General features: G+C 34.9%; 25 protein-coding genes. 9 read left to right on the top strand and 16 right to left on the bottom strand.

Annotation, left to right across the window (positions count from 1 at the left end):
• Positions 1–116: 116 nt before the first annotated feature.
• The 8 genes from QO182_RS00395 to QO182_RS00360 form a co-directional block, all read right to left on the bottom strand.
• Positions 117–479 carry a hypothetical protein gene (locus QO182_RS00395; protein ID WP_371541160.1) on the bottom strand — a complete coding sequence of 121 codons (363 nt, stop codon included), beginning with the start codon at positions 477–479 and terminating at the stop codon, positions 117–119.
• A 232-nt stretch (positions 480–711) separates the two neighbouring features.
• Complete coding sequence (locus QO182_RS00390) at positions 712–1,185, bottom strand: SRPBCC family protein (RefSeq protein WP_371559265.1); 474 nt, start codon at positions 1,183–1,185, stop codon at positions 712–714.
• Between the two features lie 9 nt (positions 1,186–1,194).
• Entirely contained in the window at positions 1,195–1,635 is a 441-nt protein-coding gene (locus tag QO182_RS00385; RefSeq protein WP_371559260.1) for a GNAT family N-acetyltransferase, read from the bottom strand.
• Positions 1,635–2,528 carry a DUF808 family protein gene (locus tag QO182_RS00380; RefSeq protein ID WP_371541165.1) on the bottom strand — a complete coding sequence of 298 codons (894 nt, stop codon included), beginning with the start codon at positions 2,526–2,528 and terminating at the stop codon, positions 1,635–1,637. The genes QO182_RS00385 and QO182_RS00380 overlap by 1 nt, the downstream gene beginning before the upstream one ends.
• 6 nt (positions 2,529–2,534) lie before the next feature.
• Positions 2,535–3,425 (bottom strand): dienelactone hydrolase family protein, encoded by an 891-nt coding sequence (locus QO182_RS00375; RefSeq protein ID WP_371559255.1) that lies wholly within the window; start codon positions 3,423–3,425, stop codon positions 2,535–2,537.
• A 37-nt stretch (positions 3,426–3,462) separates the two neighbouring features.
• Positions 3,463–4,146: a nitroreductase family protein gene (locus QO182_RS00370; RefSeq protein WP_371541170.1), complete on the bottom strand. Its 684-nt coding sequence runs from the start codon at positions 4,144–4,146 to the stop codon at positions 3,463–3,465.
• A 116-nt stretch (positions 4,147–4,262) separates the two neighbouring features.
• Positions 4,263–4,925 (bottom strand): dienelactone hydrolase family protein, encoded by a 663-nt coding sequence (locus QO182_RS00365; RefSeq protein ID WP_371541173.1) that lies wholly within the window; start codon positions 4,923–4,925, stop codon positions 4,263–4,265.
• Between the two features lie 53 nt (positions 4,926–4,978).
• Entirely contained in the window at positions 4,979–5,602 is a 624-nt protein-coding gene (locus QO182_RS00360) for a phosphoribosyltransferase (protein WP_371559250.1), read from the bottom strand.
• Between the two features lie 578 nt (positions 5,603–6,180).
• Here QO182_RS00360 and QO182_RS00355 point away from each other — a divergent pair.
• From QO182_RS00355 to QO182_RS00320, 8 genes are all read left to right on the top strand, one after another.
• The gene (locus QO182_RS00355) at positions 6,181–7,146 is read left to right on the top strand and encodes an ion channel (protein ID WP_371541179.1); all 966 of its coding nucleotides are present in this window, start codon (positions 6,181–6,183) and stop codon (positions 7,144–7,146) included.
• Positions 7,147–7,375: 229 nt separating this feature from the next.
• Complete coding sequence (locus tag QO182_RS00350) at positions 7,376–9,421, top strand: CotH kinase family protein (protein WP_371559246.1); 2,046 nt, start codon at positions 7,376–7,378, stop codon at positions 9,419–9,421.
• Between the two features lie 304 nt (positions 9,422–9,725).
• Entirely contained in the window at positions 9,726–10,622 is an 897-nt protein-coding gene (locus QO182_RS00345) for a MerR family transcriptional regulator (RefSeq protein WP_371541185.1), read from the top strand.
• A 35-nt stretch (positions 10,623–10,657) separates the two neighbouring features.
• Positions 10,658–12,127 carry a phytoene desaturase family protein gene (locus QO182_RS00340; protein ID WP_371541189.1) on the top strand — a complete coding sequence of 490 codons (1,470 nt, stop codon included), beginning with the start codon at positions 10,658–10,660 and terminating at the stop codon, positions 12,125–12,127.
• A gap of 2 nt (positions 12,128–12,129) precedes the next feature.
• Positions 12,130–12,969, top strand: a complete 840-nt coding sequence (locus QO182_RS00335) for a phytoene/squalene synthase family protein (RefSeq protein WP_371541191.1) — start codon at positions 12,130–12,132, stop codon at positions 12,967–12,969.
• A 44-nt stretch (positions 12,970–13,013) separates the two neighbouring features.
• A complete protein-coding gene (locus tag QO182_RS00330; RefSeq protein ID WP_371541194.1) occupies positions 13,014–13,454 on the top strand; it encodes a carotene hydroxylase in 441 nt (146 codons plus the stop codon).
• Positions 13,455–13,628: 174 nt separating this feature from the next.
• Positions 13,629–14,090: a hypothetical protein gene (locus QO182_RS00325; protein ID WP_371559242.1), complete on the top strand. Its 462-nt coding sequence runs from the start codon at positions 13,629–13,631 to the stop codon at positions 14,088–14,090.
• Entirely contained in the window at positions 14,090–15,385 is a 1,296-nt protein-coding gene (locus QO182_RS00320; protein ID WP_371559238.1) for a deoxyribodipyrimidine photo-lyase, read from the top strand. The genes QO182_RS00325 and QO182_RS00320 overlap by 1 nt, the downstream gene beginning before the upstream one ends.
• 95 nt (positions 15,386–15,480) lie before the next feature.
• On the opposite strand, the gene QO182_RS00315 is transcribed toward QO182_RS00320, so the two are convergent.
• The 6 genes from QO182_RS00315 to QO182_RS00290 are packed head-to-tail and all read right to left on the bottom strand — an operon-like array spanning position 15,481 to position 20,503.
• Entirely contained in the window at positions 15,481–16,899 is a 1,419-nt protein-coding gene (locus tag QO182_RS00315) for an SDR family oxidoreductase (RefSeq protein ID WP_371559234.1), read from the bottom strand.
• 23 nt (positions 16,900–16,922) lie between these two features.
• Positions 16,923–17,537, bottom strand: coding sequence for a GTP cyclohydrolase I FolE (folE, locus tag QO182_RS00310; protein ID WP_091433551.1), 615 nt, complete (start codon positions 17,535–17,537; stop codon positions 16,923–16,925).
• A gap of 29 nt (positions 17,538–17,566) precedes the next feature.
• Positions 17,567–18,250 carry an SDR family NAD(P)-dependent oxidoreductase gene (locus QO182_RS00305; RefSeq protein ID WP_371541206.1) on the bottom strand — a complete coding sequence of 228 codons (684 nt, stop codon included), beginning with the start codon at positions 18,248–18,250 and terminating at the stop codon, positions 17,567–17,569.
• Between the two features lie 11 nt (positions 18,251–18,261).
• Positions 18,262–18,543 (bottom strand): TIGR03643 family protein, encoded by a 282-nt coding sequence (locus QO182_RS00300; protein WP_371541208.1) that lies wholly within the window; start codon positions 18,541–18,543, stop codon positions 18,262–18,264.
• Between the two features lie 2 nt (positions 18,544–18,545).
• Positions 18,546–19,844, bottom strand: coding sequence for an ABC1 kinase family protein (locus QO182_RS00295; RefSeq protein WP_371541211.1), 1,299 nt, complete (start codon positions 19,842–19,844; stop codon positions 18,546–18,548).
• Entirely contained in the window at positions 19,844–20,503 is a 660-nt protein-coding gene (locus QO182_RS00290; RefSeq protein ID WP_371541213.1) for a TetR family transcriptional regulator C-terminal domain-containing protein, read from the bottom strand. The genes QO182_RS00295 and QO182_RS00290 overlap by 1 nt, the downstream gene beginning before the upstream one ends.
• A 121-nt stretch (positions 20,504–20,624) precedes the next feature.
• Here QO182_RS00290 and QO182_RS00285 point away from each other — a divergent pair, with 121 nt between their 5' ends.
• The gene (locus QO182_RS00285) at positions 20,625–21,539 is read left to right on the top strand and encodes a TIGR01777 family oxidoreductase (protein ID WP_371541215.1); all 915 of its coding nucleotides are present in this window, start codon (positions 20,625–20,627) and stop codon (positions 21,537–21,539) included.
• A gap of 238 nt (positions 21,540–21,777) precedes the next feature.
• Here the strand turns inward: QO182_RS00285 and QO182_RS00280 are convergent, their stop codons facing one another.
• Together QO182_RS00280 and QO182_RS00275 are read right to left on the bottom strand one after the other, a co-directional pair.
• Positions 21,778–22,314, bottom strand: a complete 537-nt coding sequence (locus QO182_RS00280) for a YceI family protein (protein ID WP_371541218.1) — start codon at positions 22,312–22,314, stop codon at positions 21,778–21,780.
• A gap of 162 nt (positions 22,315–22,476) precedes the next feature.
• Positions 22,477–23,025, bottom strand: a complete 549-nt coding sequence (locus QO182_RS00275; RefSeq protein ID WP_371541221.1) for an acyl-CoA thioesterase — start codon at positions 23,023–23,025, stop codon at positions 22,477–22,479.
• Between the last annotated feature and the right edge of the window lie 2 nt (positions 23,026–23,027).

Here is a 23,027-nt window from a genome sequence, read left to right as displayed (position 1 = left end):
TGACTTTGAGCTGAGAATTCGTAACCGTTCAATTTTCGGTTTACCGAAAATTCGATGCGAAACCATAATTCCACTATACTCCAGCTAGCTCAAAATGGCTTTTAGCAAATCGGTTTTTAACTCCATTCGACGTTCAGTTTATCCAATTCGTTTTTCAATTCAGCAAGTGAATTCGGGTCGATTATTTGTGTATTGATTGTCAATTCAGTTTTTTCAGTTTTTATGATATAATCTCCAGCAAATTTTTTGATTTGCTTTATATCAGTTAGATTTATTTTCTTTCCAAATGGACTATTCTCTTTTATAAGTCCGTTTTCAATTGTTAAATATTTATTTTGCCTTTGGTAAAAATATCCACTCAAATACATTGCAGAAATTACAATCCAACCATAATCAGTCCAATTCGGTTCATCTTCTGTTAGGATTCCGATAAAAAACCAAACTAACCACATCAACCCGAAAATTAGATTGATATTCATTTGTCTTTTTTTATAACTTATTTTCATTTTTAAGCTTTTTTTCTTGCGTTTGTCTTAAACTGTTTGCTAACTAGTAGATAGGTCTAATGAAATCAGACCTATCACCCCTAATTTAAAGAGACAGGTCTCATGTTAGTCAGACTTTATTTATTCTCAAATATACCTAAATATCTAATCCTTATATGTTTATGATGTATTTTATTAAAGAAATGTATCATTCTAAAAGCTTTTTTTATTCCGCAGTTAATTCTATAGGAAACCGATCTGCTACTAAATTCAGTTGAATATTGTGTTCTAGGTAGGCTTTTAGTCCCGCTAGAACGAGTGTAAAGCCTTCGGTAACATCTCTAATTTGGTCACACATCGCGTCCGTTCTTCCTTGAATTCCATTGTATGTTATAGTAACAAAGGTTTTAGATTCGCCTAAATCATTAAATTCCCATTCGGCTATTGCCTTTTCATCTTCTCCCCATTGAACAACAATCGATTCGTTTGCTAAAAGAGAAAGTACTTTAACGGTAACAGCGTGGTTGCCGTACATTTCCCAAACCCAATCAATCGATTTTCCTTCTTCTAGTTTTCCTGAGGATTTTGAAAACCAGAACTTAGTCGTGATTTCTGGATTTATAAAGGCTTCAAATACTTCAGAGATTGGTTTTCTAATCAGCATTGCTGCTTCGGCGTAAGAAGTGTTGTCTGTATTCATTGTGTCTTTTTAATTGTCTAGATTAATTCTCATATGAGAATGTTGAATTCCTACTTCTACAAAGGGGGCATCGTATATTTCGAATCCTAAGCTTAAGTAGAAAGGTACTGCATTGTGTCGGGCATGACATACGACTTCTTTTATTCCGTTAGCATTACAAAAAGACAGTAACTCCTTCACTAATAATTTCCCGATGCCTTTTCCTTGTTGGTTCGTTTCAACGGCCATTTGCATGAGTTGGGTTTTGGTTTTATCAGGGTTGAGCGGATTCAATACCACACATCCTATGACAGCATTACTTTCAACCGCCACAAAATGCCAGGCTTTATGATCGTGCATTTCCCAAGTATGATCTGGAACACCAATGGGGCGCAGTAATATGCGGTTTCTTAAATCGGTTTCTAATTGATAAAGAGGATTAGAGGTTTCAATACGTTGAATAGTAATCATTAATTTGTAGTGTCTGAATTTTTAATAGCATCGTTTTTCTTGCCAAATATTTTTTTAAATCCTTTTACGACAACTAATGCTATGATTCCGCCCACTAGTCCAGCTAGGGCCTCTCCAACTATCGAAGGTAGGTTTTGTAGTAAATGATGCACCGGTTCGATTTTATGCATGAATATTCCTCCTGCGACCAGAATTAATGCGATGGTTCCTATAAAGGCTAGGCTTTTAATGACTATGGGTAGCAATTGTATCAACTGCTTACCAATAAATTTAGAGGTTTTACTCCTATTAGCAGTTAGTAGCATTCCTAAATCATCCATTCGTACGATGGCGGCGACAATACCATAGACTCCTACGGTGGCTAAAAAGGCAATAAAAGTGACTACAATAACTTGGGTCGTAATCGGTTTTCCTTCTACGCTACCTAGGGCTATAATCACGATTTCTATCGATAGTATAAAATCAGTTAGAATGGCTGCTTTTATTTTTCCTTTTTCGAGAGCTAATACTTCCTCTTTGCTCGGGATTATGGTGTCAATTTTAGTACCCTCCTGTTCATGAGGAACTATGTATTCGTATATTTTTTCGGCACCTTCAAAGGCAAGATAGATAGCTCCAAGTATAAGGACGACCGTAATTAACCAGGGAATAAAATAACTTAGTAGCAACGCGAGTGGCAGGATGATTAGTTTGTTTAAAAAAGAACCTTTTGTTATGGCCCACAACACAGGGATTTCTCTTGAGGAAACAAAACCTGATGCCTTTTCAGCATTGACAGCTAAGTCATCGCCTAATATTCCTGCTGTTTTTTTTGTTGCTATTTTACTCATCACCACAACGTCATCCATAAGTGCTGCAATATCGTCTAGCAGTGCAAAAATTCCTGATGCCATAATCTACTATTTGTTTAGTTTTTCTTTAAAAAAATCAATTGTTCTTGTCCACGATAAGGTAGCAGCTGCATCATCGTATCGGGGTGTGGTATTGTTGTGAAAGCCATGATTGACCCCGGGATACGTATAGGCGGTGTTTTCTACTTTATTTTTTTTGAGTATGGCTTCATATGCTGGCCAACCTTCATTTACCCGACTGTCTAAACCTGCGTATTGCAGTAATAGCGGTGCTTTTATTTGCGCTGCTTCTTCGGCAGTGGGTTGCCCACCATAATAAGGAACTGCTGCCGCTAAAGTTGGAATTTTCACCGCCATCATATTGGCAATCCAACCTCCAAAACAGAATCCTACAACTCCTACTTGGCCATTACACTCTTTGTGGGACTTGAGATACTCATAGGCCGCAATGAAGTCTTCTAGCATTTCTTCACGTGTCCGTTTTTTTTGTAATTCTCTTCCATCGTCATCATTTCCAGGATAACCGCCTAATGGCGATAAAGCATCTGGTGCCAGAGTGATAAAGCCTTCTATGGCAGCTCTACGTCCTATATCTTCGATATAAGGATTTAGTCCGCGGTTCTCGTGTACTACGATGATTCCGGGTAGTTTCTTTTTCGTTTCCGTTGGCTGTGATAAAAGAGCCTTAATTTTTCCTCCACCTTTCGGGGACTCGTATGTGATATATTCTGATTTTAACCGTGGATCACTGGGTTTAATCAAAATGGAATCTAAATAATTAGGCGTCATAAAACTAAGTAGAGAAGGAACAGTAAGCGTTCCTACCGCAAACAAGGATAATTTTTCAACGAACCTTCTTCTGTCAATTTTGTTATGTGCGTAGTCATCGTAAAGGTCAAATACTTCCTGACTTATATCTTCTTTGGTTAATTTCTTCATGGTTATAGCTTTTGTTAAAGGTACGTATTTGTTTCAATCAATAGAAGACGCAAATATCTTCGAGTCCTTTTCTTTGTAAATCTGGAACCCAACATTCTTCGGCTGGATAGCCAACGGGAATCAATAGAAAAGGTTTCTCATTATCCGGTCGACCCAGAGTTTTGGTCAGGAAATTCATTGGGCTAGGAGTATGAGTTAAGGAAACCAAACCTGCATTATGTATCGCTGCCAACAAAAATCCGGCAGCCAATCCAACACTTTCCTGAACGTAATAGTTATTTTTCTTTTTGCCGTCAGCACCAAATTCATAAATGCGTCTAAAAACGATGATGAGATAGGGAGCGGTTTCTAGAAACGGCTTGTGCCAATCTGTTCCCAACGGTTTTAAATCGTCCAACCAATCACTAGACATACGGGACTCATAACTTTGTAGTTCTTCCTCTTCAGCAGCGATGCGAATTTTCTTTTTAATTTCGGGATTTTCAATTACACAAAAAGTCCAAGGTTGTTTGTGCGCACCAGAAGGAGCGGTAGAGGCTGTTTTTATTATATTTTCAATTACTTCTCGAGGAACTGCTCTGTCTGAAAATTCCCTTGCCGAACGTCTGCTGTCCATGGCTTCATAAAAAGAGAGGGAACGTTCGAGCATTTCTTCGTCAGAAAGAATAGGTTTGCTATAACGGATATACGGATGGTCTTCGATTATTTTTTTATCGGGCATTTTGAACGTTTTTTTCTTATTGTCAAATATAAAAAAAAATGAGTCTAAATAGTAGATTTACTGCTCAAGTAGGTATTTCTTTTGACAGCACACAAAAAAATCCCTAAATTGGGATTTTAGAAGTAATTTAATGAAGCTCCTTGTGTAGTGACCAAATGGTTTTTATACCAGCTAATCGCTAAATCAGCGACTTCAGAGAGTTTTCCCGGCTCTTCGAATAGGTGGGTTGCTCCGGCAACAATTTTCATTTCTTTTGTACAATGTAATTCGTCATAAGCTGTCTTATTCATTTCGATAACAGGCACATCATTGCCTCCTACAATTAGTAATGTGGGAGCAGTCACCTGATGCAAAGCGCTAAGCGCCAAGTCTGGTCGACCACCGCGAGAGACCACCGCTTTTATGGTATCACCAAAATAAGCCGCCGCCCGCAATGCCGAAGCCGCTCCCGTACTGGCTCCAAAATAGCCGATGGGCAAGTCCTTCGCTTCATTATAATTCATAAGCCATTCCGTAGTTTCTATTAATCGGCTAACCAAAAGGTCAATATTAAATCGATTTTCGTAAACGCTATCTTCTTCGACTGTTAGCAGGTCAAATAATAGAGTGCCTATTTTTTGTTTTTGAATGAGTTCAGCAACCATCCTATTTCGGGTGCTAAACCTGCTACTGCCACTACCATGTGAGAACACAACAATTCCTGTTGCCTCTTCAGGAATTATTAAATTTCCTTTTAATGTTACATACGTTAGGGGGATGTCAAGTTCTAGTTTTTTCATAATTTCCTTTCTTATAATAAGTACATGGTAATGTTTAACTTTTACTCCAGCGGTTAGTTGGCTTGCATCATTTTGATTACCTCCTCGTCTTCTACCTGTTGAAAATCTTTGTAAAATCCGCCCACGCCCCTGAAATTTTTTGAAGCAATCAAATAGATGAGCTCATCGGTATGTTTTTCAAATAGGGGGACAGTATCGTAGGGTAAGACTGGAACAGCAACAATGATTTTTGCAGGATGCTGTTTTCGCAACATTTCTATACTTGCTAATAGTGTATTTCCTGTTGCTATTCCATCATCTACGAGAATAACATTTTTATTTTCAAGAACTTGGGGTTCTCGATCGCCTCTGTAGAGTTTGTATTTTTCGCGAAGTACATTTCGGAGTCTAGCAATTTCATTTTCTATGTATTCTTTTGGGACAGTAGGATGTTCATCTAAAATGGTAGAATTCAGTGAAACGGCGCCAATCGCAAATTCTTTATTGGATGGATGCCCTATTTTTTTAGAAAGAACAATGTCTAAAGGTAGTTGTAAGCTTTTGGCAATTATATAGCCAAGTGGAACACCACCTCTAGGTACCGCTAAAACAACTGAATTGCTGTTTTTGTACTTTTTTAATTTTTCTGAAAGCAAAAATGCCGCTTCCGTTCTGTCTTTTAGGATTTCGTTATACATGTCTCAAAAGTTTATACAATAAAATGTCACAACACACATAAAGATACTGATTTTAAGTCATTTATGAAATGCGGAGTAAAAATTTATTGATTGACAGCTAATTTTAATTGTTAGTATAAAGAACGAAGTATTAATTTTCAATTAGCCCTATATTTTAAAAAAACTAAACTTTCAAAAAGTTGGCTGTAATGATATAGAGAACTACGATGCCTATCATAATTGCAAAATTAAGAAACGGAAGCGGAGAGATTCCTACCACGCTGGCAACAGGAAGGAAGAGCATGGAAACGGTGATAACCAAACGTATTAAGCTTAAAAAAGATATTTTCCAAGTTTACTTTTATAAAAATTTTTTCGGGTTCGAATGATAAATAAAATAAATAATTCTGATAGTATGTGGTATTATTCGATCAGGTTTGAGATTGAAATGAAAGACTTTTAAAGTGGTTGATTGAGTTTTGGCCCTAGTTTCATTAGGAATTACGGTCTTGGGATGTTGCGGTGATTTTCCTTCGGAACATAATCTTTGGATGCTTGGTAATTTTATCTAATTTTACTTCCTATATAAGACATAAATAATGGCATTGTTAGAAAGAATAAATCTAAGAGCAAAAGCGGATAAGAATACAGGATTTGGTACTAATGCCAATAGTTATGGCGGTCGTTTTGTCAACAAAAACGGAAGCGCTAATGTAGAGAAGCGAGGAATGCCTGTTTTGCAGCGCATCAGCTGGTATCATACCATGATTGATATGGCAGTGTGGAGATTCATGCTTATTATTCTGTCGTTTTATGTGAGTATCAATTTTATATTTGCCACTATTTATTATGTAATTGGAATCGAACATTTGGACGGAATTACAAGTACGGACAGTGAATGGGTTAAATTTGGTCAAGCTTATTTTTTTAGTGCACAAACCTTCACCACGGTTGGTTATGGACATATCAGTCCCACTGGTTTTTTGACCAGCGCACTTTCAGCCGCCGAGGCATTAATTGGTTTATTGAGTTTTGCTATTGCCACAGGATTGTTCTTTGGAAAGTTCAGCAAGCCAACTGCTTTTCTAAAATTCTCACACAATGCAGTGATTGCACCTTATGGAGATATCTCAGGACTGATGATACGCTTAACGCCGTATAAAAACACGAATTTTACCGATGCGGAAGCGAAAATAACTTTAGGGATGAGCGTGGAGGAAAACGGAAAGAAGGTTAATAAGTTCTATGCGTTGGATTTAGAATTAGAAAAGGTAAACGCACTGCCCTTGAGCTGGACTTTAGTACATCCCATTACTGAGGAAAGTCCCCTATACCAATTCACGAAAGAGGATTTTGCCAATACGCACGGGGAGATCCTTGTTTTTGTAAAAACGTTTGATGATATGTTCAGTAATACCGTGGCCACTCGTACTTCCTATACTTTTGAGGAAGTAATCTATGGGGCTAAATTTGAACCGATGTACACCCGAAGCACGGACAATTCTAAAACTATTTTGTATTTAGATAAGCTCAATTCATTCAAGGATGTCCCTTTAAAAGGATAGTTTTTAACTTATTCATAAACTATATAAAGTCTTTCTGGCAAAATAGCGTACTCCATCTCTATTTGGTTAAAACCTATTATCGAGTGTAAACAGCGCGTGCAGATACCTCCATAAAACGTAGAGTTTTCAATTTTTATAGTCTTGTATACTGTTTTAAACTTCTATTTTTCAATAGGTTATATCATTATTTCTTTTTAAATTTAATATGAATTTAATGAGATATATGATTATGAAAAAATTTTACATTACTCAGCTTAATACAATTTCAACAATTATTTTGTTAGTTGTATTCATTACTTCTTATTCTGTGACTGCTCAAACTTTTACTGGGAGTAATTTACCTATTGTAATTATTACGACTGATAATGATCCGAGTACAAATTTGCCACTTGAAATTTTGGATGAGCCAAAAATTTTGGCAAGTATGAAAATTATCAAGAGACCAGACGGTACTAGAAATTTTATTTCGGATCAAAATACACCTGGATTTTTAAATTATAGTGGTAGAATTGGTATCGAAATTAGGGGTTCTTCTACTCAACTTCTACCAAAAAAACAATACGGTTTAACTACCTTAAAAGCGGACAATACGTCTAATAATAATGTAAGTATTTTTGGAATGCCAGAGGAGAATGACTGGATCTTAAATGGATTAGGATTTGACCCATCTTTAGTTAGGGATTACATGGCTTATTATATGTCAAGACAATTGGGGAATTATGCCAGTAGAACACAATTTTGCGAGGTTGTGATTAACGGAGATTACAAAGGGCTGTATGTTTTTCAGGAAAAAATAAAATCAGATGAAAACAGAGTAGATGTCTTAAAAATTGAAAAAACAGATAATATTTTACCCAATATCACGGGAGGATATATTACAAAAGCAGATAAAACTACCGGGGGTGATCCCATCGCTTTCTGGATGGACGAAACTAAGTTTGTACATGATTTACCAAAATCTAAAAATGCGACAACTGAGCAGACACAGTATATCGAAGGTGTCTTCAATAAATTGCAAGACCATGCTTACGACAATGATTTAGAAGATGGGTACAAAACTGTTATTGATGTACCTTCCTTTGTTGATTTTATGTTGGTGAATGAGTTATGCTCTAATTCAGATGTTTATCAGTCCAGTACCTTTTTTCATAAAGACAGAGATGGAAAATTGCGAGCAGGACCAGTGTGGGATTTTAATCTAAGTTTGGGTAGTACATTTGCAAACGGCGACAGTCAAGTTGATCAATGGCAATTTAACAATGGGAATAGAATCGGTCCGCCATTTTGGACTTATTTATTCGATAATGAAGATTTTAGATGTTATTTAGCAAAGCGATGGAACGAGGTGATAGCACCTGGTCAACCATTGAATAAAGAGGTGCTAATTGCCTATATTGATAACACTTTAAGTTATATCAGTGAAGCTATACCTCGGGAGAATGAACGTTGGGGAACGCTCGGAGATCACACTAACGATATAAATAGAGTTAAAACCTTTATTGAAGAAAGAACTACCTGGATTACAAATAATATAGGGCCGTTTTCTGACTGTTCTACTGTCACTTTACCACCGCTTGTAATTACTAAAATTAACTACAATCCTAAAACGTCTACTGCTTTTGCAGTAAGTAGTGATTTAGAATTTATTGCTATTAAGAATATAGGTAATCAGGAAATAAATCTTTCAGGGATTTATTTGAGACAATTAGGACTGACCTATCAGTTTCCTTACAATTCAACAATTGAAGCAGAAGGAACTATTTATTTGGCTAGTAATTCTACGATTTTTCAAAATAAATATGGAATAGCTCCTTTTGGTCAGTTCACTAGAAATCTATCCAATAAATCTCAAAAAATTGTTCTCGCTGATGCCTATGGAAATACAATTGATTCAGTCGAGTATTTTGACGCTGACCCATGGCCAACATCAGCTGATGGAGGAGGAGATTATCTTGACTTAGTAAGCACTTCTCTAGACAATAACATCGCCTCAAGTTGGGTTGCTAAAAATGACAATGCCTTATCTACTCAATCATACCTAGCTTCTTCTTCATTTACCGTTTATCCTAATCCATTTTCAAATAGGGTGATTATTCAATCTGATAAAGTGGTCACTGGAGTTAAAGTGTTTACTGTTTTTGGTGCTTTAGTACAAGATATTAAATCAAATTCAGAAAACATAAATGTGGATTTAAGTGGGCATTCCCCTGGTCTCTATATTATAACAATCTACAACCAAAACGGTTTTACAAGCAAAGAAATCATAAAAAAATAAATTTAAACAGTAAGAGTATTTATGTTAAGATCAGATAAGTAAAGGCGTAGACTTTTACTTATCTTTTTTTGTATATGCATTTTTCCTTGGTGTTTCCTAAAGTTTGATTTTTGATGGAAGTTGGAGAGAAATCGTTAATGCAACTGCTGTAATTACCATTTGATATTCGGAAAGAAGTCATATTCCTAATTGTTTTGTTTATGCTAATGCATAGAAAAATTAAGCAAAAATGAAAGTTTAAAGGCGATAATAAGGGTTTTTAATTAAATTATTTTTATATTTGTTTAATAAATATGAATAAATAATGAACAATATAAAAAATGTTTTTAGCATAAAGGATCTCGAAAATCTTTCCGGTATAAAAGCACACACCATACGTATTTGGGAAAAAAGATATAATGTGCTGCAACCCATGCGCACAGACACTAATATCAGATTGTATGATTTAGCGAGTTTGCAAAAACTGTTGAACATTACTTTATTACACGATTACGGATATAAAATATCTAAAATTTCGGCCTATCCAGAGGAACAGATTCCATTGATGGTAAAAGAAATTGTATCTTCAAAGAGTGCTAAAAATCATGCTATCACCGCTTTCAAAATGGCTATGATGAACTTTGATCAAGAACTTTTTTTAAACACGTACAATTGGCTGAATGAAGAAAAGTCATTTAAGGAAATATTTCATCAGGTATTTATTCCATTGCTTGAAGAATTAGGTTTATTATGGCAAACTGATACTATCACTCCTGCTCATGAGCATTTTATCAGCTACTTAATCAAACAAAAAGTATTGGTCAATACGGAAAAACTTCAGGCGGAAAAACGTACTAAATTAGACAAGGTTTTTGTACTTTCACTTCCGATGAATGAAATACATGAGTTGGGGTTGATGTATCTCAATTACGAAATTTTATTAAGTGGATATAAAACAGTCTATTTAGGGGAGAGTATGCCCATTGATAACTTAAAAGACCTGAAAAAACATTTTGAATCTATTGTTTTTGTGTCTTATTTAACGGTTCAGCCGGAGAGAAGTGCCATTAACGAGTATATAGCTCAAATGACAGATGAATTATTAGATGATACTACTGAACTCTGGTATACCGGATGGTTGACTCAGTTTATTGATAAAGAAAATCTATCTGATAGGATAGTCGTTTTTAATTCTATGGCAGAATTAATAGAGAAAATATAGGTTTTGTTTAATGATTTTGTATATTTGCTAAACAAATGAAAAAGAAAATTACAATTATAGGTTCAGGATTTTCAGCATTGTCTGCTGCTTGCTATTTGGCTAAAGCCGGACATGAGGTTCTCGTTTTTGAAAAGAACACAACCATTGGTGGTAGAGCGAGGCAATTAAAAGAAGATGGTTTTACATTTGATATGGGACCGAGTTGGTACTGGATGCCAGATGTTTTTGATCGTTTCTTTGCTGATTTTGGAAAAAAGACAACAGATTATTATGAGCTCATCAAGCTCTCACCGGCTTACAGGGTTTATTTTGGAGAAAATGAGTTTATTGCAATCGCAGATAATCTAGCAGAAATCGAAGCTACTTTTGAAGCTATAGAAAAAGGAAGCGGAAAGATCTTGAATGAATTCATAACAGAAGCAAAAAGCAATTATGACATTGCCATAAAAGATTTAGTATACCGTCCGGGAGTTTCACCATTAGAACTTGTAACGCTAGAAACAACGAAGAAGATAGGGCAGTTTTTTAGCAATATTAGTCGTGATGTTCGCAAGAAATTTAAAAATGAACGACTAATTCAAATTCTTGAATTTCCTGTTTTGTTCCTAGGAGCAAAGCCGTCAGATACTCCGTCCTTTTACAGTTTTATGAATTACGCTGATTTCGGAATGGGAACTTGGCATCCAAAAACAGGAATGTTTGATGTGGTGCGAGCGATGGAAAGCCTAGCCAGAGAACTGGGAGTGACGTTTCATACCAATTCCAATATTGAGAAAATTATTGTCGAAAATAAAGCAGCAACAGCAGTAGTAGTTAATGGTGAAACGATATTTTCGGATATAGTTTTGAGTGGTGCTGATTACCATCATACGGAAACCTTATTAGATGCTAAGCATAGAGTGTATTCAGAAGAATATTGGGATAGTCGCGTATTTGCTCCTTCATCTCTTTTGTTTTATGTTGGTTTTGACAAGAAAATAGAAAACATATCACATCATGCTTTATTTTTTGATGTTGATTTTTATCAGCATGCAAAGGATATTTATGATGCGCCGCAATGGCCAAAGGAACCTTTGTTTTATGCCAATTTCCCATCACTTACTGATAAAACAGCTGCTCCAGAAGGAATGGAGACTGGTTTTTTTCTGATTCCGTTAGCTCCAGGCATCCATGATACTGAGGAGTTGAGAGAGGAATATTTCAATAAAATAATTGATCGCTTTGAGATTTTAACGCAGCAAAGTATAAAAAATAACATTATCTTTAAAAAGTCGTTTTGTAAAAATGACTTCGTAGAAGAATATAATTCTTACAAAGGTAATGCATATGGAATGGCGAACACTTTAATGCAGACGGCTTTTTTAAGACCAAAACTAAAAAGTAAAAAGGTAAATAATTTGTATTTCACAGGTCAGTTGACTGTGCCAGGACCGGGTGTCCCTCCAGCATTGATATCTGGGAAATTAGTATCAGATTTAGTAAACAAGCAATTTTTAGAACAATAATTATGAAGCAATTATTTGACGATGTATCTTTTAAATGCAGTAGAATAGTAACAAAAAACTACAGTACTTCATTCTCATTGGCAGTCTATATGCTTTCGCCAAGTATAAGAGATGCTATTTATAGCGTCTATGGTTTTGTGCGTTTTGCAGATGAAATTGTGGATTCATTTCATGGTTACGACAAAGAGGATTTGATTAACGACTTCGAAAAGGAGTATTACAAGGGAATGGATAGAGGCATTAGTTTGAACCCTATTTTGAACTCTTTCCAGCAAACGGTTAAAGAATATAATATTACTGATGATATGATTCAATCTTTTTTGAAAAGTATGAAATTAGATTTAATCAAATTAGATTATAACAATAAAGCGGAATACGACGACTATATTTATGGTTCAGCTGACGTTGTTGGTTTAATGTGTCTCAAGGTTTTCGTAAACGGAGATGATGAGAAATACAATCAGTTAAAAGACGAAGCTATGCGTTTGGGATCGGCCTTTCAAAAAGTTAATTTCTTGCGTGATCTTAAGGATGATAATTTAATTTTAAACAGGAATTATTTTCCTGGAGTAGATTTAAACTCATTTGATGAAAAGGCTAAACTTGCCATCATAGAGGAAATCGAAGAGGATTTTAGAGTTGCCTATCAAGGTATTATGAAACTGCCTATCGTTGCTAAATTTGGTGTTTACACTGCATTTGTCTACTATAAAAAGCTGTTGAAAAAGTTAGAAAACACCCCCTGTCATGAGATTGGAAATGAAAGGATTCGGGTATCTAATTACACTAAAGCGGGATTACTAGCGCAATCTTTTGTAACCTACAAGTTGAGATTAGTATAAAAAATATGCTTATTTTTAAAATGAATATTTATAAATAAAAAACAATGATTTCCTTTTTAATATTTCTAGGCGTTTTTCTTTTTATGGAATGCGTTACTTGGCTGACTCATAAGTACGTAATGCACGGATTGATGTGGTATTTTCATGCTGATCATCACCAACCCAAATATGCAAATGTTTTCGAACGAAACGATATTTTTTTTGTGATTTTTGCCGTTCCCAGCATCGTACTTTTTTATTTTGGAGTGCAAGGTGGCGTAAACTATCTGTTTTTCATTGGACTTGGAATCACATTTTACGGGTTCTGTTATTTCATGATACACGATGTCCTGATTCATCAGCGATTTAAGTGGTTCAAAAATACCAATAACAAATACCTGATAGGATTGCGAAAAGCGCACAAAGTGCATCACAAGCACTTGGGTAAGGAGCACGGAGAGTGTTTTGGGATGTTGTTTGTACCTTTGAAATACTATAAAATATAATAATTTCTTTTGGGCGTGACTTGTCCCGATAGCTATCGGGACGGGTCGGGTTATTCGTTCCCGCTTTTTTATAACTGGTAAAAAATATCAGTTATAAAAAGAGCTCCACTATTATCCCTCACGCAAGCCACACTTCCGTACAATTTTCTATTGAAAAACAAAAAAACAAGACAGATGAAAATCTATAAAAAAGAAAGCGTTCAACACGTAAATGCAAGTTTAGAAGAATGTTGGACATTTTTTTCTAATCCAAAAAATCTTCAAAAAATAACACCTGAAACGATGGGGTTTGAAATCACTGATTTCGATAACAAATCCATGTATGCAGGCCAAATTATACAATATAAAGTGTCTCCGCTTTTAGGGTTAAAACTATCGTGGGTAAGCGAAATCACTTTTGTGAAAGAAAAAAGTTATTTTGTTGATGAACAACTTTCAGGGCCTTATGCTTTATGGCATCACAAACATTTTTTTGAAGCCACAGAAAACGGTACAAAAATGACCGATGTAGTGCACTATGCCCTGCCTTTGGGTTTCATTGGACGTATCATGAATACACTGGTCGTTAAAAATAAATTAAAAGATATTTTTGAGCATAGGCGTGTCATGGTCGATAAAATGTTTAATACTAAATAATGAACAAACAAGAAGTAACTTTTTTTTGGTTCAGACGCGATTTACGCCTGGAGGATAATGTAGGTTTGTTTCATGCTTTGCAGTCAAAATTTCCTGTAATACCACTATTTATTTTTGATGACTCGATTTTAGGCAGTTTGCCAAAAAATGATGCTAGGGTTGGTTTTATACACGAATCCCTTTCGAAAATAAATGATAAACTACAAGAAATAGGAAGTTCACTTTTGATAAAAAAGGGACATACTACTGCTATTTGGGAATCACTTATTCAAGAGTATGACGTAGAGGAAGTGTTCTTCAACAAAGATTACGAGCCGTATGCGATAAAGCGGGATACAGCCATTAGTGAGTTATTCGAAGCAAATAATACAGCTAGCTATACTTTTAAAGACCAAGTAATCTTTGAAGAACTTGAAATCACAAAAGCAGATGGTTTGCCTTACACCATCTATACGCCGTATAAAAATAAATGGCTAGAGAAATACAAATCAATGGCTCCAGTTGAGGAATTTGATAGCACAGCTACATTTTCTAATTTACATAAATCCGATTTTGTTTTTCCAAGCTTAGAACAGATAGGTTTCGAAGAAAGTTCGATCAAAGTTAAGCCTCACAACTTAAAATTCATTTCTAATTACCAAGAGATAAGAGATTTTCCTGCTTTGGATCAAACCTCTTATCTATCACCACATCTTCGTTTTGGAACAGTAAGCACTCGCAAATTAGTGAATTGGGCATTTCATAAAAACGATGTCTTTTTGAGTGAATTGATATGGAGAGAGTTTTTTATGCAAATCTTGTTTAGCTTCCCAAAAGTGGTCACTCATAATTTCAAATCTGCTTATGACGGAATTCAGTGGCGTAATAATGAGGACGATTTCAGGCGCTGGTGTGCTGGAACTACGGGATATCCTATGGTTGATGCCGGAATGCGACAACTCAATGAAACTGGATATATGCACAACAGAGTGCGGATGGTTGTAGCAAGTTTTCTCTGCAAACATTTACTGATACAATGGCAATGGGGAGAAGCTTATTTTGCCGAAAAACTATTGGATTATGATTTATCAGCAAATGTAGGGAACTGGCAATGGGCTGCAGGAACTGGTTGTGATTCGGCGCCCTATTTTAGGGTTTTTAATCCCGAGATTCAATTGAAAAAATTTGATGAAAAAGGAATTTATATCCGTAAATGGATAAAAGAGTTTGAATTAGGATATGGTGAACCTATGGTAGAACATGCTATGGCTAGAGACCGAGCGATTGCAACTTATAAAGCGGGGATACTGAAATGATTTTTTTTGTTGCAAATCTTCTTAGTCAATTTATTCAGCATTCCTTTAAAACAGTTTCAGTTTAAAAAAAACTTATTTAACTTAGATGTTAAAATCTATTTGATCAATTTATTCAGCATTCCATTAAATATAAACCCATGAAACGGAAAAACAGAATACCAGTATAATTTACCCCAAAATCCTTTCGGTTTAAAAGTTGCTGTCTGAATTAAGGTGTTATCGATGATTTTAAACTCCAGCCAAGCCTCTCCGGGTAATTTCATTTCGGCAAACAAAACTAATTTCCCTTCTTCTCTGTTGGCATAAAGTACGCGCCAAAAATCTAAGGCGTCACCTGCATGAATTTCTCTTTTATTCGTTCGTCCTCTGCGGGAACCAACACCACCATATAGTTTGTCTATAAAACCACGTAATTCCCATAACCAATCTCCATAATACCAGCCCGTATCTCCACCAATGGACCAGATTTTATTTACGGTATATTCTCTGTCTACGATTTTCATTTTTCTTTTATCAATGAAGCAATCTTTTTCTGGAATTTTTAGGTAATCAGACATATTGGTATTAAATCGACCGCTAACTAGAGAGTCTTTCCAGCTAGACGCTACTTTATCTTCATCTACTTTTATTAATGCTCTAGACAAAGCCTGTTCGTACGTCATGGGTTTTAGCTGCAATAATTCATTGATGCGATGATCTCTACAAATGACTTCAACTTTCATACTGCTTACTAAAGCAGATGCTAGTTTATAAGAAGTAGAGGTTACAAAATACAACCAATAAGAAGATAACTTAGGTGTCATTACAGGAACAGTAAAAATCCATCGTTTTAGTTTTTTTGCTTTGGCAAAACCCAACAACATTTCCTTATAAGTAAGAATATCGGGTCCGCCAATGTCAAAATTTTGATTATAAGTAACTGGGTTTAGTAATGATTTCGAAAGAAAGTCTAGTACATCAGCAATTGCTATGGGTTGGCATTTTGTGTTCAGCCATTTTGGAGTAATCATCAGAGGAAGCTTGTTCACCAAATCCCTAATAATCTCAAATGAAGCACTACCAGAACCCACGATAATTCCTGCTCTGAGTGCAGTCATTGCATAAGTTCCCGAGCTTAAAATATCCTCTACATTTTTTCTGGAAGACAAATGTTTCGAAAGTGATTTGTCATTGACAATTCCGGTGAGGTAAATGACTTGTTGTGCATTTGTTTGATTGATTCGTTGCAGAAAATTTTTAGCCGAAGTACTTTCTAAGTCATCATAATTGTCTGATGAGCTAGACATAGAATGGATGAGGTAATAAGCGGCATCAATATCTAATGGTATTGCTGATAGCGTTTCTTCCTTAAGAAAATCGACTTCGATTACTTCAATATTCTTTTCAAATTCTTTTGGCGTATAAAATCTATTTTTATCTCTAACACAACAGATTATTTCGTGTCCTTGTCCTACCAAAATTGGTAATAGTCGTTTCCCGATGTAACCTGTTGCGCCTGTTAAGAGAATTTTCATAGATTTTATTTTAAGAATTAAATTTAGCTAAATTTATTGGAAATTAGACTAATAAATTCTTTTCTGGTTTTGTCTTTTTCAAAAGCACCTGTAAAAGAGGAGGTGGTAGTTACTGAGTTTTGTTTTTGAATGCCTCGCATTTGCATGCACATATGTTGCGCTTCAATAACAACAGCTACTCCAAGCGGATTTAGAGCTTCTTGAATACAATCTTTTATTTGATCGGTTAATCTTTCTTGTACTTGCATTCTTCTCGCAAAAGCATCGACAATTCGAGGAATCTTACTCAGCCCTACGATCTTACCATTTGGAATATAAGCAACATGCGCTTTTCCAAAGAATGGCAACATATGATGTTCACACATGGAATACACTTCTATATCTTTTACAACAATCATCTGTCTGTGATCCTCTGTAAATAGTGCCGACTTTAAAATTTCTAGTGGGTCCAGGCCATAACCATGCGTTAAGTATTGCATTGCTTTAGCTGCTCTAACCGGTGTACTCACAATTCCTTCCCGATTCACATCTTCCCCTAAATTATCGATTATCGATTTATAATTTTCAGCAATTGCATCAGTGATTTCAGTATCATAACGCTCTACTTTTTCGTAACTTTTGATTTCTTTAACTATCATATTCTGGTCTTATTAGTACTTGATTTTAATTACATTTTAAAGGTAACAATGCCGTAATCCATTTCAAAAATTTGGCCTGAAATTGATTTGGCCTTTTCTGAAATAATAAAATTGGCCATTTCGGCTACTTCCGCTGGTTTTAAATAATTTTTCATTGGGTGGCGTTCCACCATGTTTTCTTTCATTCGATCATTTCTTAAAATTCCTGCCGATAGTGAGGTTTCAGTAATCGTGGGAGCAATAGCATTGATGCGTACTACCGATGCCAATTCTGCTCCTAATGATTTTACTAATCCTTCCACTCCTCCTTTTGCAGTAGCAATACTGGCATGAAAAGGCATTCCTAGTTTTACCGCCACTGTGCTAAACAATAGAATTGATGGGTTAGTCCCTTTTTTTAGAACAGGTAAATATTTTTGAATCGTTTTTACTGCTCCTATGACGTTTATCTCAAAATCATTCCTAAAATCATCGATGCTTAAGCTGCCTATTGGTTTTAAATTAATAGAACCTGGGCAGTAAATCAAGCTGTCAATATTTTCTATAGAAGGAAGTTCATCCTTTAAAACGTCTATAGAATAATGAGTTAGATTAGGGTGTGAAACGTCTGGCTCATTTCTACTGATGTTGTGTACAAGGTTGTTTTCTAATTGCTCTAGTAAAATGGCATTTCCAATACCTTTACTACCGCCTACAATTACGATGTTTTTCATTTGAATGGTGTTTATCTTTTGGATATTTTATTGTTGTTAATTTGTCTTTGTCTACTGCATTTAAAGCGACCTTCTTTAAAATCACGAAGTTTTTCATGTTTTGTTTTGCGCCCTTGAACCCTTTTGCGCCACATTATGAAACTTGTGGGTTTCAATTCTATGCGCATTAAATCAATAACTTCCTGCTCTTTTAATCCAAATTGAAGTAAAATAGCATCAAATGTGGTTCTGTCTTCCCAAGCCATTTCAATTACTCGGTCTTTTTCTATATCAGATAAATGATGTTCTGTCATTGTTAGTATTTTAGATATTCGGTCACTGTAATTTTGGCTTTTAAATCAAACATTAAATTATAAAGACCAAAAAACGTTCTGTTCATGTATATAAAATGCTTCGAACCACGATTTCCATTCATTTTTCTAAGGTTGGTGTCACTGGCAAATCGTTCACCTAATTTAGCTATACTTTCAAAAAACACTGCGTCTGAGAAATCGAAAGTTTCTTCCTGGAACGGTTTAGTAAACAACGATAGTAAGTCGTAAAACATAGCTGTGAAATAATCTACTTCTTCTTTAGAATCATCAGTTCTAAGGATTTCTAGTTCAAATAATTTTTCGCTAAAAATCTTTTTGTTATCGATTACTTTCGGATCGATTAATTCAAAATAGGGAACGTAAAACTCATTTGGGATGGTTTTCATACATCCAAAATCAATCGCTATCAATTCATTTTTATCATTCACCAAGAAATTACCTGGATGTGGGTCAGCATGTACTTTTTTTAGAACATGAATTTGGTACATGTAGAAATCCCATAAAGCTTGTCCAATTTTATTGGCGATTATAGGATCTGAATTTTTAAACTCAGAAAGGTGAACTCCAGTCATCCAATCCATAGTGATAATCTTCTCAGAAGAATATTCAGGATAATACTCTGGAAAGACAAGATTGTCTATTTTCTTGCAGGCATCAACAACCTCTTGGCTTTGTTTTAGTTCCAATAAATAGTTGGTTTCTTCAATTAGTTTATCTTCGACTTCTTTAAAGTACTTGTCAGAATCTTTTCCTTGTAGGTTAAACATTCTGATGGCAATTGGTTTTACCAATGCTAAATCAGAGGAGATGCTATTGGCAACGCCAGGATATTGAATTTTTACCGCTAGTTTTTTATTGTCTTTCACTGCCGAATGGACTTGACCAATACTGGCTGCATTTACAGAATTAGCGTTAAACTCATCAAAGATTTCATAAGGAGTTTTTCCTAAATTATTTTTGAAAGTCTTTAATACTAACGGAGCCGAAAGTGGTGGTACTGAAAATTGAGACAAAGAGAATTTTTCTACATAAGCCTGTGGCAAAAAACTTTTATCCATACTTAACATTTGAGCAACTTTCAAGGCGCTCCCTTTTAAGCTTTTTAAGCCGTCGTAAATGTCTTCGGCATTGTTTTCATTTAGCTTATCCCGAGTAAGATCAGAGTTAACGATTTTTTCTCCGTAATATTTAAGGTAATTGACGCCTACTTTTGCCCCTGTTTGTACAAGTTTTGTGGCTCTTTCAATTTTTGACGTTGGTATATAATCTATCGTTTTCATTATTTGTTTTGTATTTTTTCTTTAAGAATAAATTTCCCAAAGTCAATTAAACTATCTATTGGTGCGATGTTCATCAGTTCAAAACTCAGTTTCACTGATTTTTCAATGTAGATGTCTGTTTTCTCAAATGATGGAGAATCATCATCTAGCCAGAATTTCAACGTTAACAATAATTGGATCCAAGCACTTTCCTGAATTGCTTTTTTCTGGAAGTCTTGAAATTTTTCTTGCTTAATACGATACTCGTCTGTTATAATTTCGCCTACATATTTCTTGAAGGCAGTTCTCAGACTTGAAAGTTGCATTAGATTTTTTAGCTGGTTATCGTGCTCCTTTAAAGTCATGGTAACATAACTTCTATTTGCAGAAAGTAATTCAAAGAATGTAAAGTAGAAACTTAGCATCTTTGTTTTCATATCATAGTCAACGTAGGCTTTATCTTTATGGAGTAATTCGATTGTCATTTCCAGAAAAGTTTTGAAAATTTCTTTCTCTATGCTTTCCATAGTTCCAAAAAAGGCATAAAAGTCTGTTTCTGTAAAGCCGTTTGATTTTGCGAAAAGATACACTGATTTGGGTTTTTCGCCATTTTCTAAAATATAGTCCATATACATAGAAACTATTTTCTCTTTTGTTATTGCAGTTTTCTTAGTAGCCATTTTCAATTAATTAAAAAATTAGAGTATAAAGGTAAGGAATGTTTAACAAAACAATCATAAAGTTAAACAAAATTTTATTGTATCTTTGATTTTAATGAATTGAACGATTAAATATACTGTTATGAAAAAGAATGTATTACTCACAGGAGGTACTGGTTTTGTTGGGACGGAACTCACAAAGCTGTTGATAAATAGCGGATATACCGTTTCTATACTTAGTAGAAGTAAAAGAGAAAATACAGCAAGTATTTTTTACTATACTTGGGATATACAAAAACAGACCATAGAAAAGGAAGCAATATTGAATGCAGATTATATAATTCATTTGGCAGGAGCAAATATTGCTGAAAAGCCGTGGACAAGTAAGCGAAAAGAAGAAATTGTTAACAGTCGGCAACAATCGGCACAGCTAATTTATTCTGTTTTAAAGAAAAACGATAAAAAGTTGGATGCCTTTGTTTCTGCATCGGCAATTGGTATTTATGGAGCAGTGAACGGGGACGAAATTTGCACAGAAAATACTGCTGCAGGTGATGATTTCCTGGGACTTACATGTCAAAAGTGGGAGGAGGCTGCAGATCAGTTTGAAAAATTAGGTATACGCACAGTGAAAATCCGTACTGGCTTAGTGTTAGGCGAAAACGATGGTATACTGAATAAATTGGCTCCTATTTTTAAATGGAGACTCGGTTCGGCATTAGGTTCGGGAAAACAATATATGCCATGGATTCATGTTGAGGATTTGTGTGCAGTATATCTTGAAGCAATTAAGAATCAAGATATGAAAGGGCCTTATAATGTTGCGATAAATGATAATACAACGAATACAATCTTTTCTAAAACATTGGCGAAGGTTTATGGGTACAAAATCTGGCTTCCTAATGTTCCAGGTTTTTTAATTAAGATGGTATTAGGGGAAATGTCTAAATTATTGTTGACAGGGAGGCGAGTGTCGTCCGATAAAGTGCAGGAACTAGGATTTAATTTTAAACATACTAATTTAGATGAAACGTTGAAAATTTGCTTATCTAAATAGACTTTATAAGTTAGGAGAGTAATTCAAAAGAAGTGCCTAATGAATTTAATTTTAGTTTATAGAAGTCAGTACACAACTGACTAAAATGTTAAGAGGCATTTATTCTATCAGGATGAAGACAAGTCGCAGGCTGAGTAAACTTTTAAAAGGCAAAACTAAAACTATTGACTTACATCTCAGATTGGTTTATTTTATAAAATGTTGAACTGAAATGGGCCGTTATAACCAAGCAATCCTATTATAAAATGGTTTTAACTCTAACATTTACTTTTTTAGATATTTTGCTTCTAATAACGTAAGGGATTTCGATATTATAATCATCAGAGTTTAAGGTGAAATTAGAGATTAATTCTATCCCGGCCGCTACTTTTTTAATTTTCGCAGAGACACGGATATTTTTTGATTTTCCGTGCATGGTTATTTTTCCTTTAATGTAATATTCTTTTGCATTAGACCCAATGTTTTTTAAATCAAACTTTTCAATTAAACCTTTAAAGGTCGCTTTTGGGTACCTTTTACTTTCCATATAATTTTCATTAAAATGCTCCTGCATTAAATTTCTTTCAAACGAAAAATGATCGATATAGACTACAAATGATATACTTCCTCTCTTAGTATTTAAAATAAGATTTACGTCCTTATTTATAGCTTTTACTGGCTCAAAAAAGGGCACTGACGCTTCAAAAATAATGATTCCCTTTGTGGAAGTCATTTTTTCCTGAGCATCAATGATAAATGCAGTTAATAGTAAAAATAAGAGTAGAGTTTTCTTCATTGTAGAGTCTGAATGATACTACTTAAAGTTACGATTTTTATTTCAAATAAGCAGTAAAATTCAGTTGCTATCATAGCAAAAGAGACCTAAAAAATTGATTTTCAGGTCTCTTTATGGATTTTGAATGATTTTATATATTAATAGTGGGAGTAAACGGTAGAATTAGCCTAACTCGACTAATACGTTATACTTTTCTAAACTGGCTAAGGTTTCTATTGAGGTGTAATCAAAAACTTCCTCATGACGGTCTTTTTCTTTTTTCAAGGAAATTTGTTTTAAGCAATTAAAGAAACGACGTACTTCTTCTAAATTAGAAAGAATTAGACCGGGGACTCGTTCATTTTTACCCTCTTTGTCTTTTGAAACCATGGTAAAGTAAGAGGAATTGCAATGTTTTATCGCACCTGTTTGAATATTTTCAGATTCTACTCGAATGCCTACAATCATAGAACTCTTGCCTACATAATTGACGCTAGCTTTCATAGTTACTAGTTCTCCCACTTCGATAGGTCTTAAGAAATCCACGGTATCCACAGAGGCTGTGACGCAATAATTTCCAGAAAATTTTGATGCACAGGCAAAAGCAATCTGATCGAGTAGAGAAAGAATATAACCACCATGGATTTTACCGCTAAAGTTAGTATGAGACGGCAACATTAATTCTGAAATGGTAATGTTTGATGAGGCAACTGTCTTGTAAGTGTTATTCATCT

This window comes from Flavobacterium sp. Arc2 (genome assembly GCF_041431385.1).
Classification (GTDB): domain Bacteria; phylum Bacteroidota; class Bacteroidia; order Flavobacteriales; family Flavobacteriaceae; genus Flavobacterium.
Note: the sequence above shows the minus strand (reverse complement) of the source record. Positions and strands in the feature narration are given on the sequence as shown.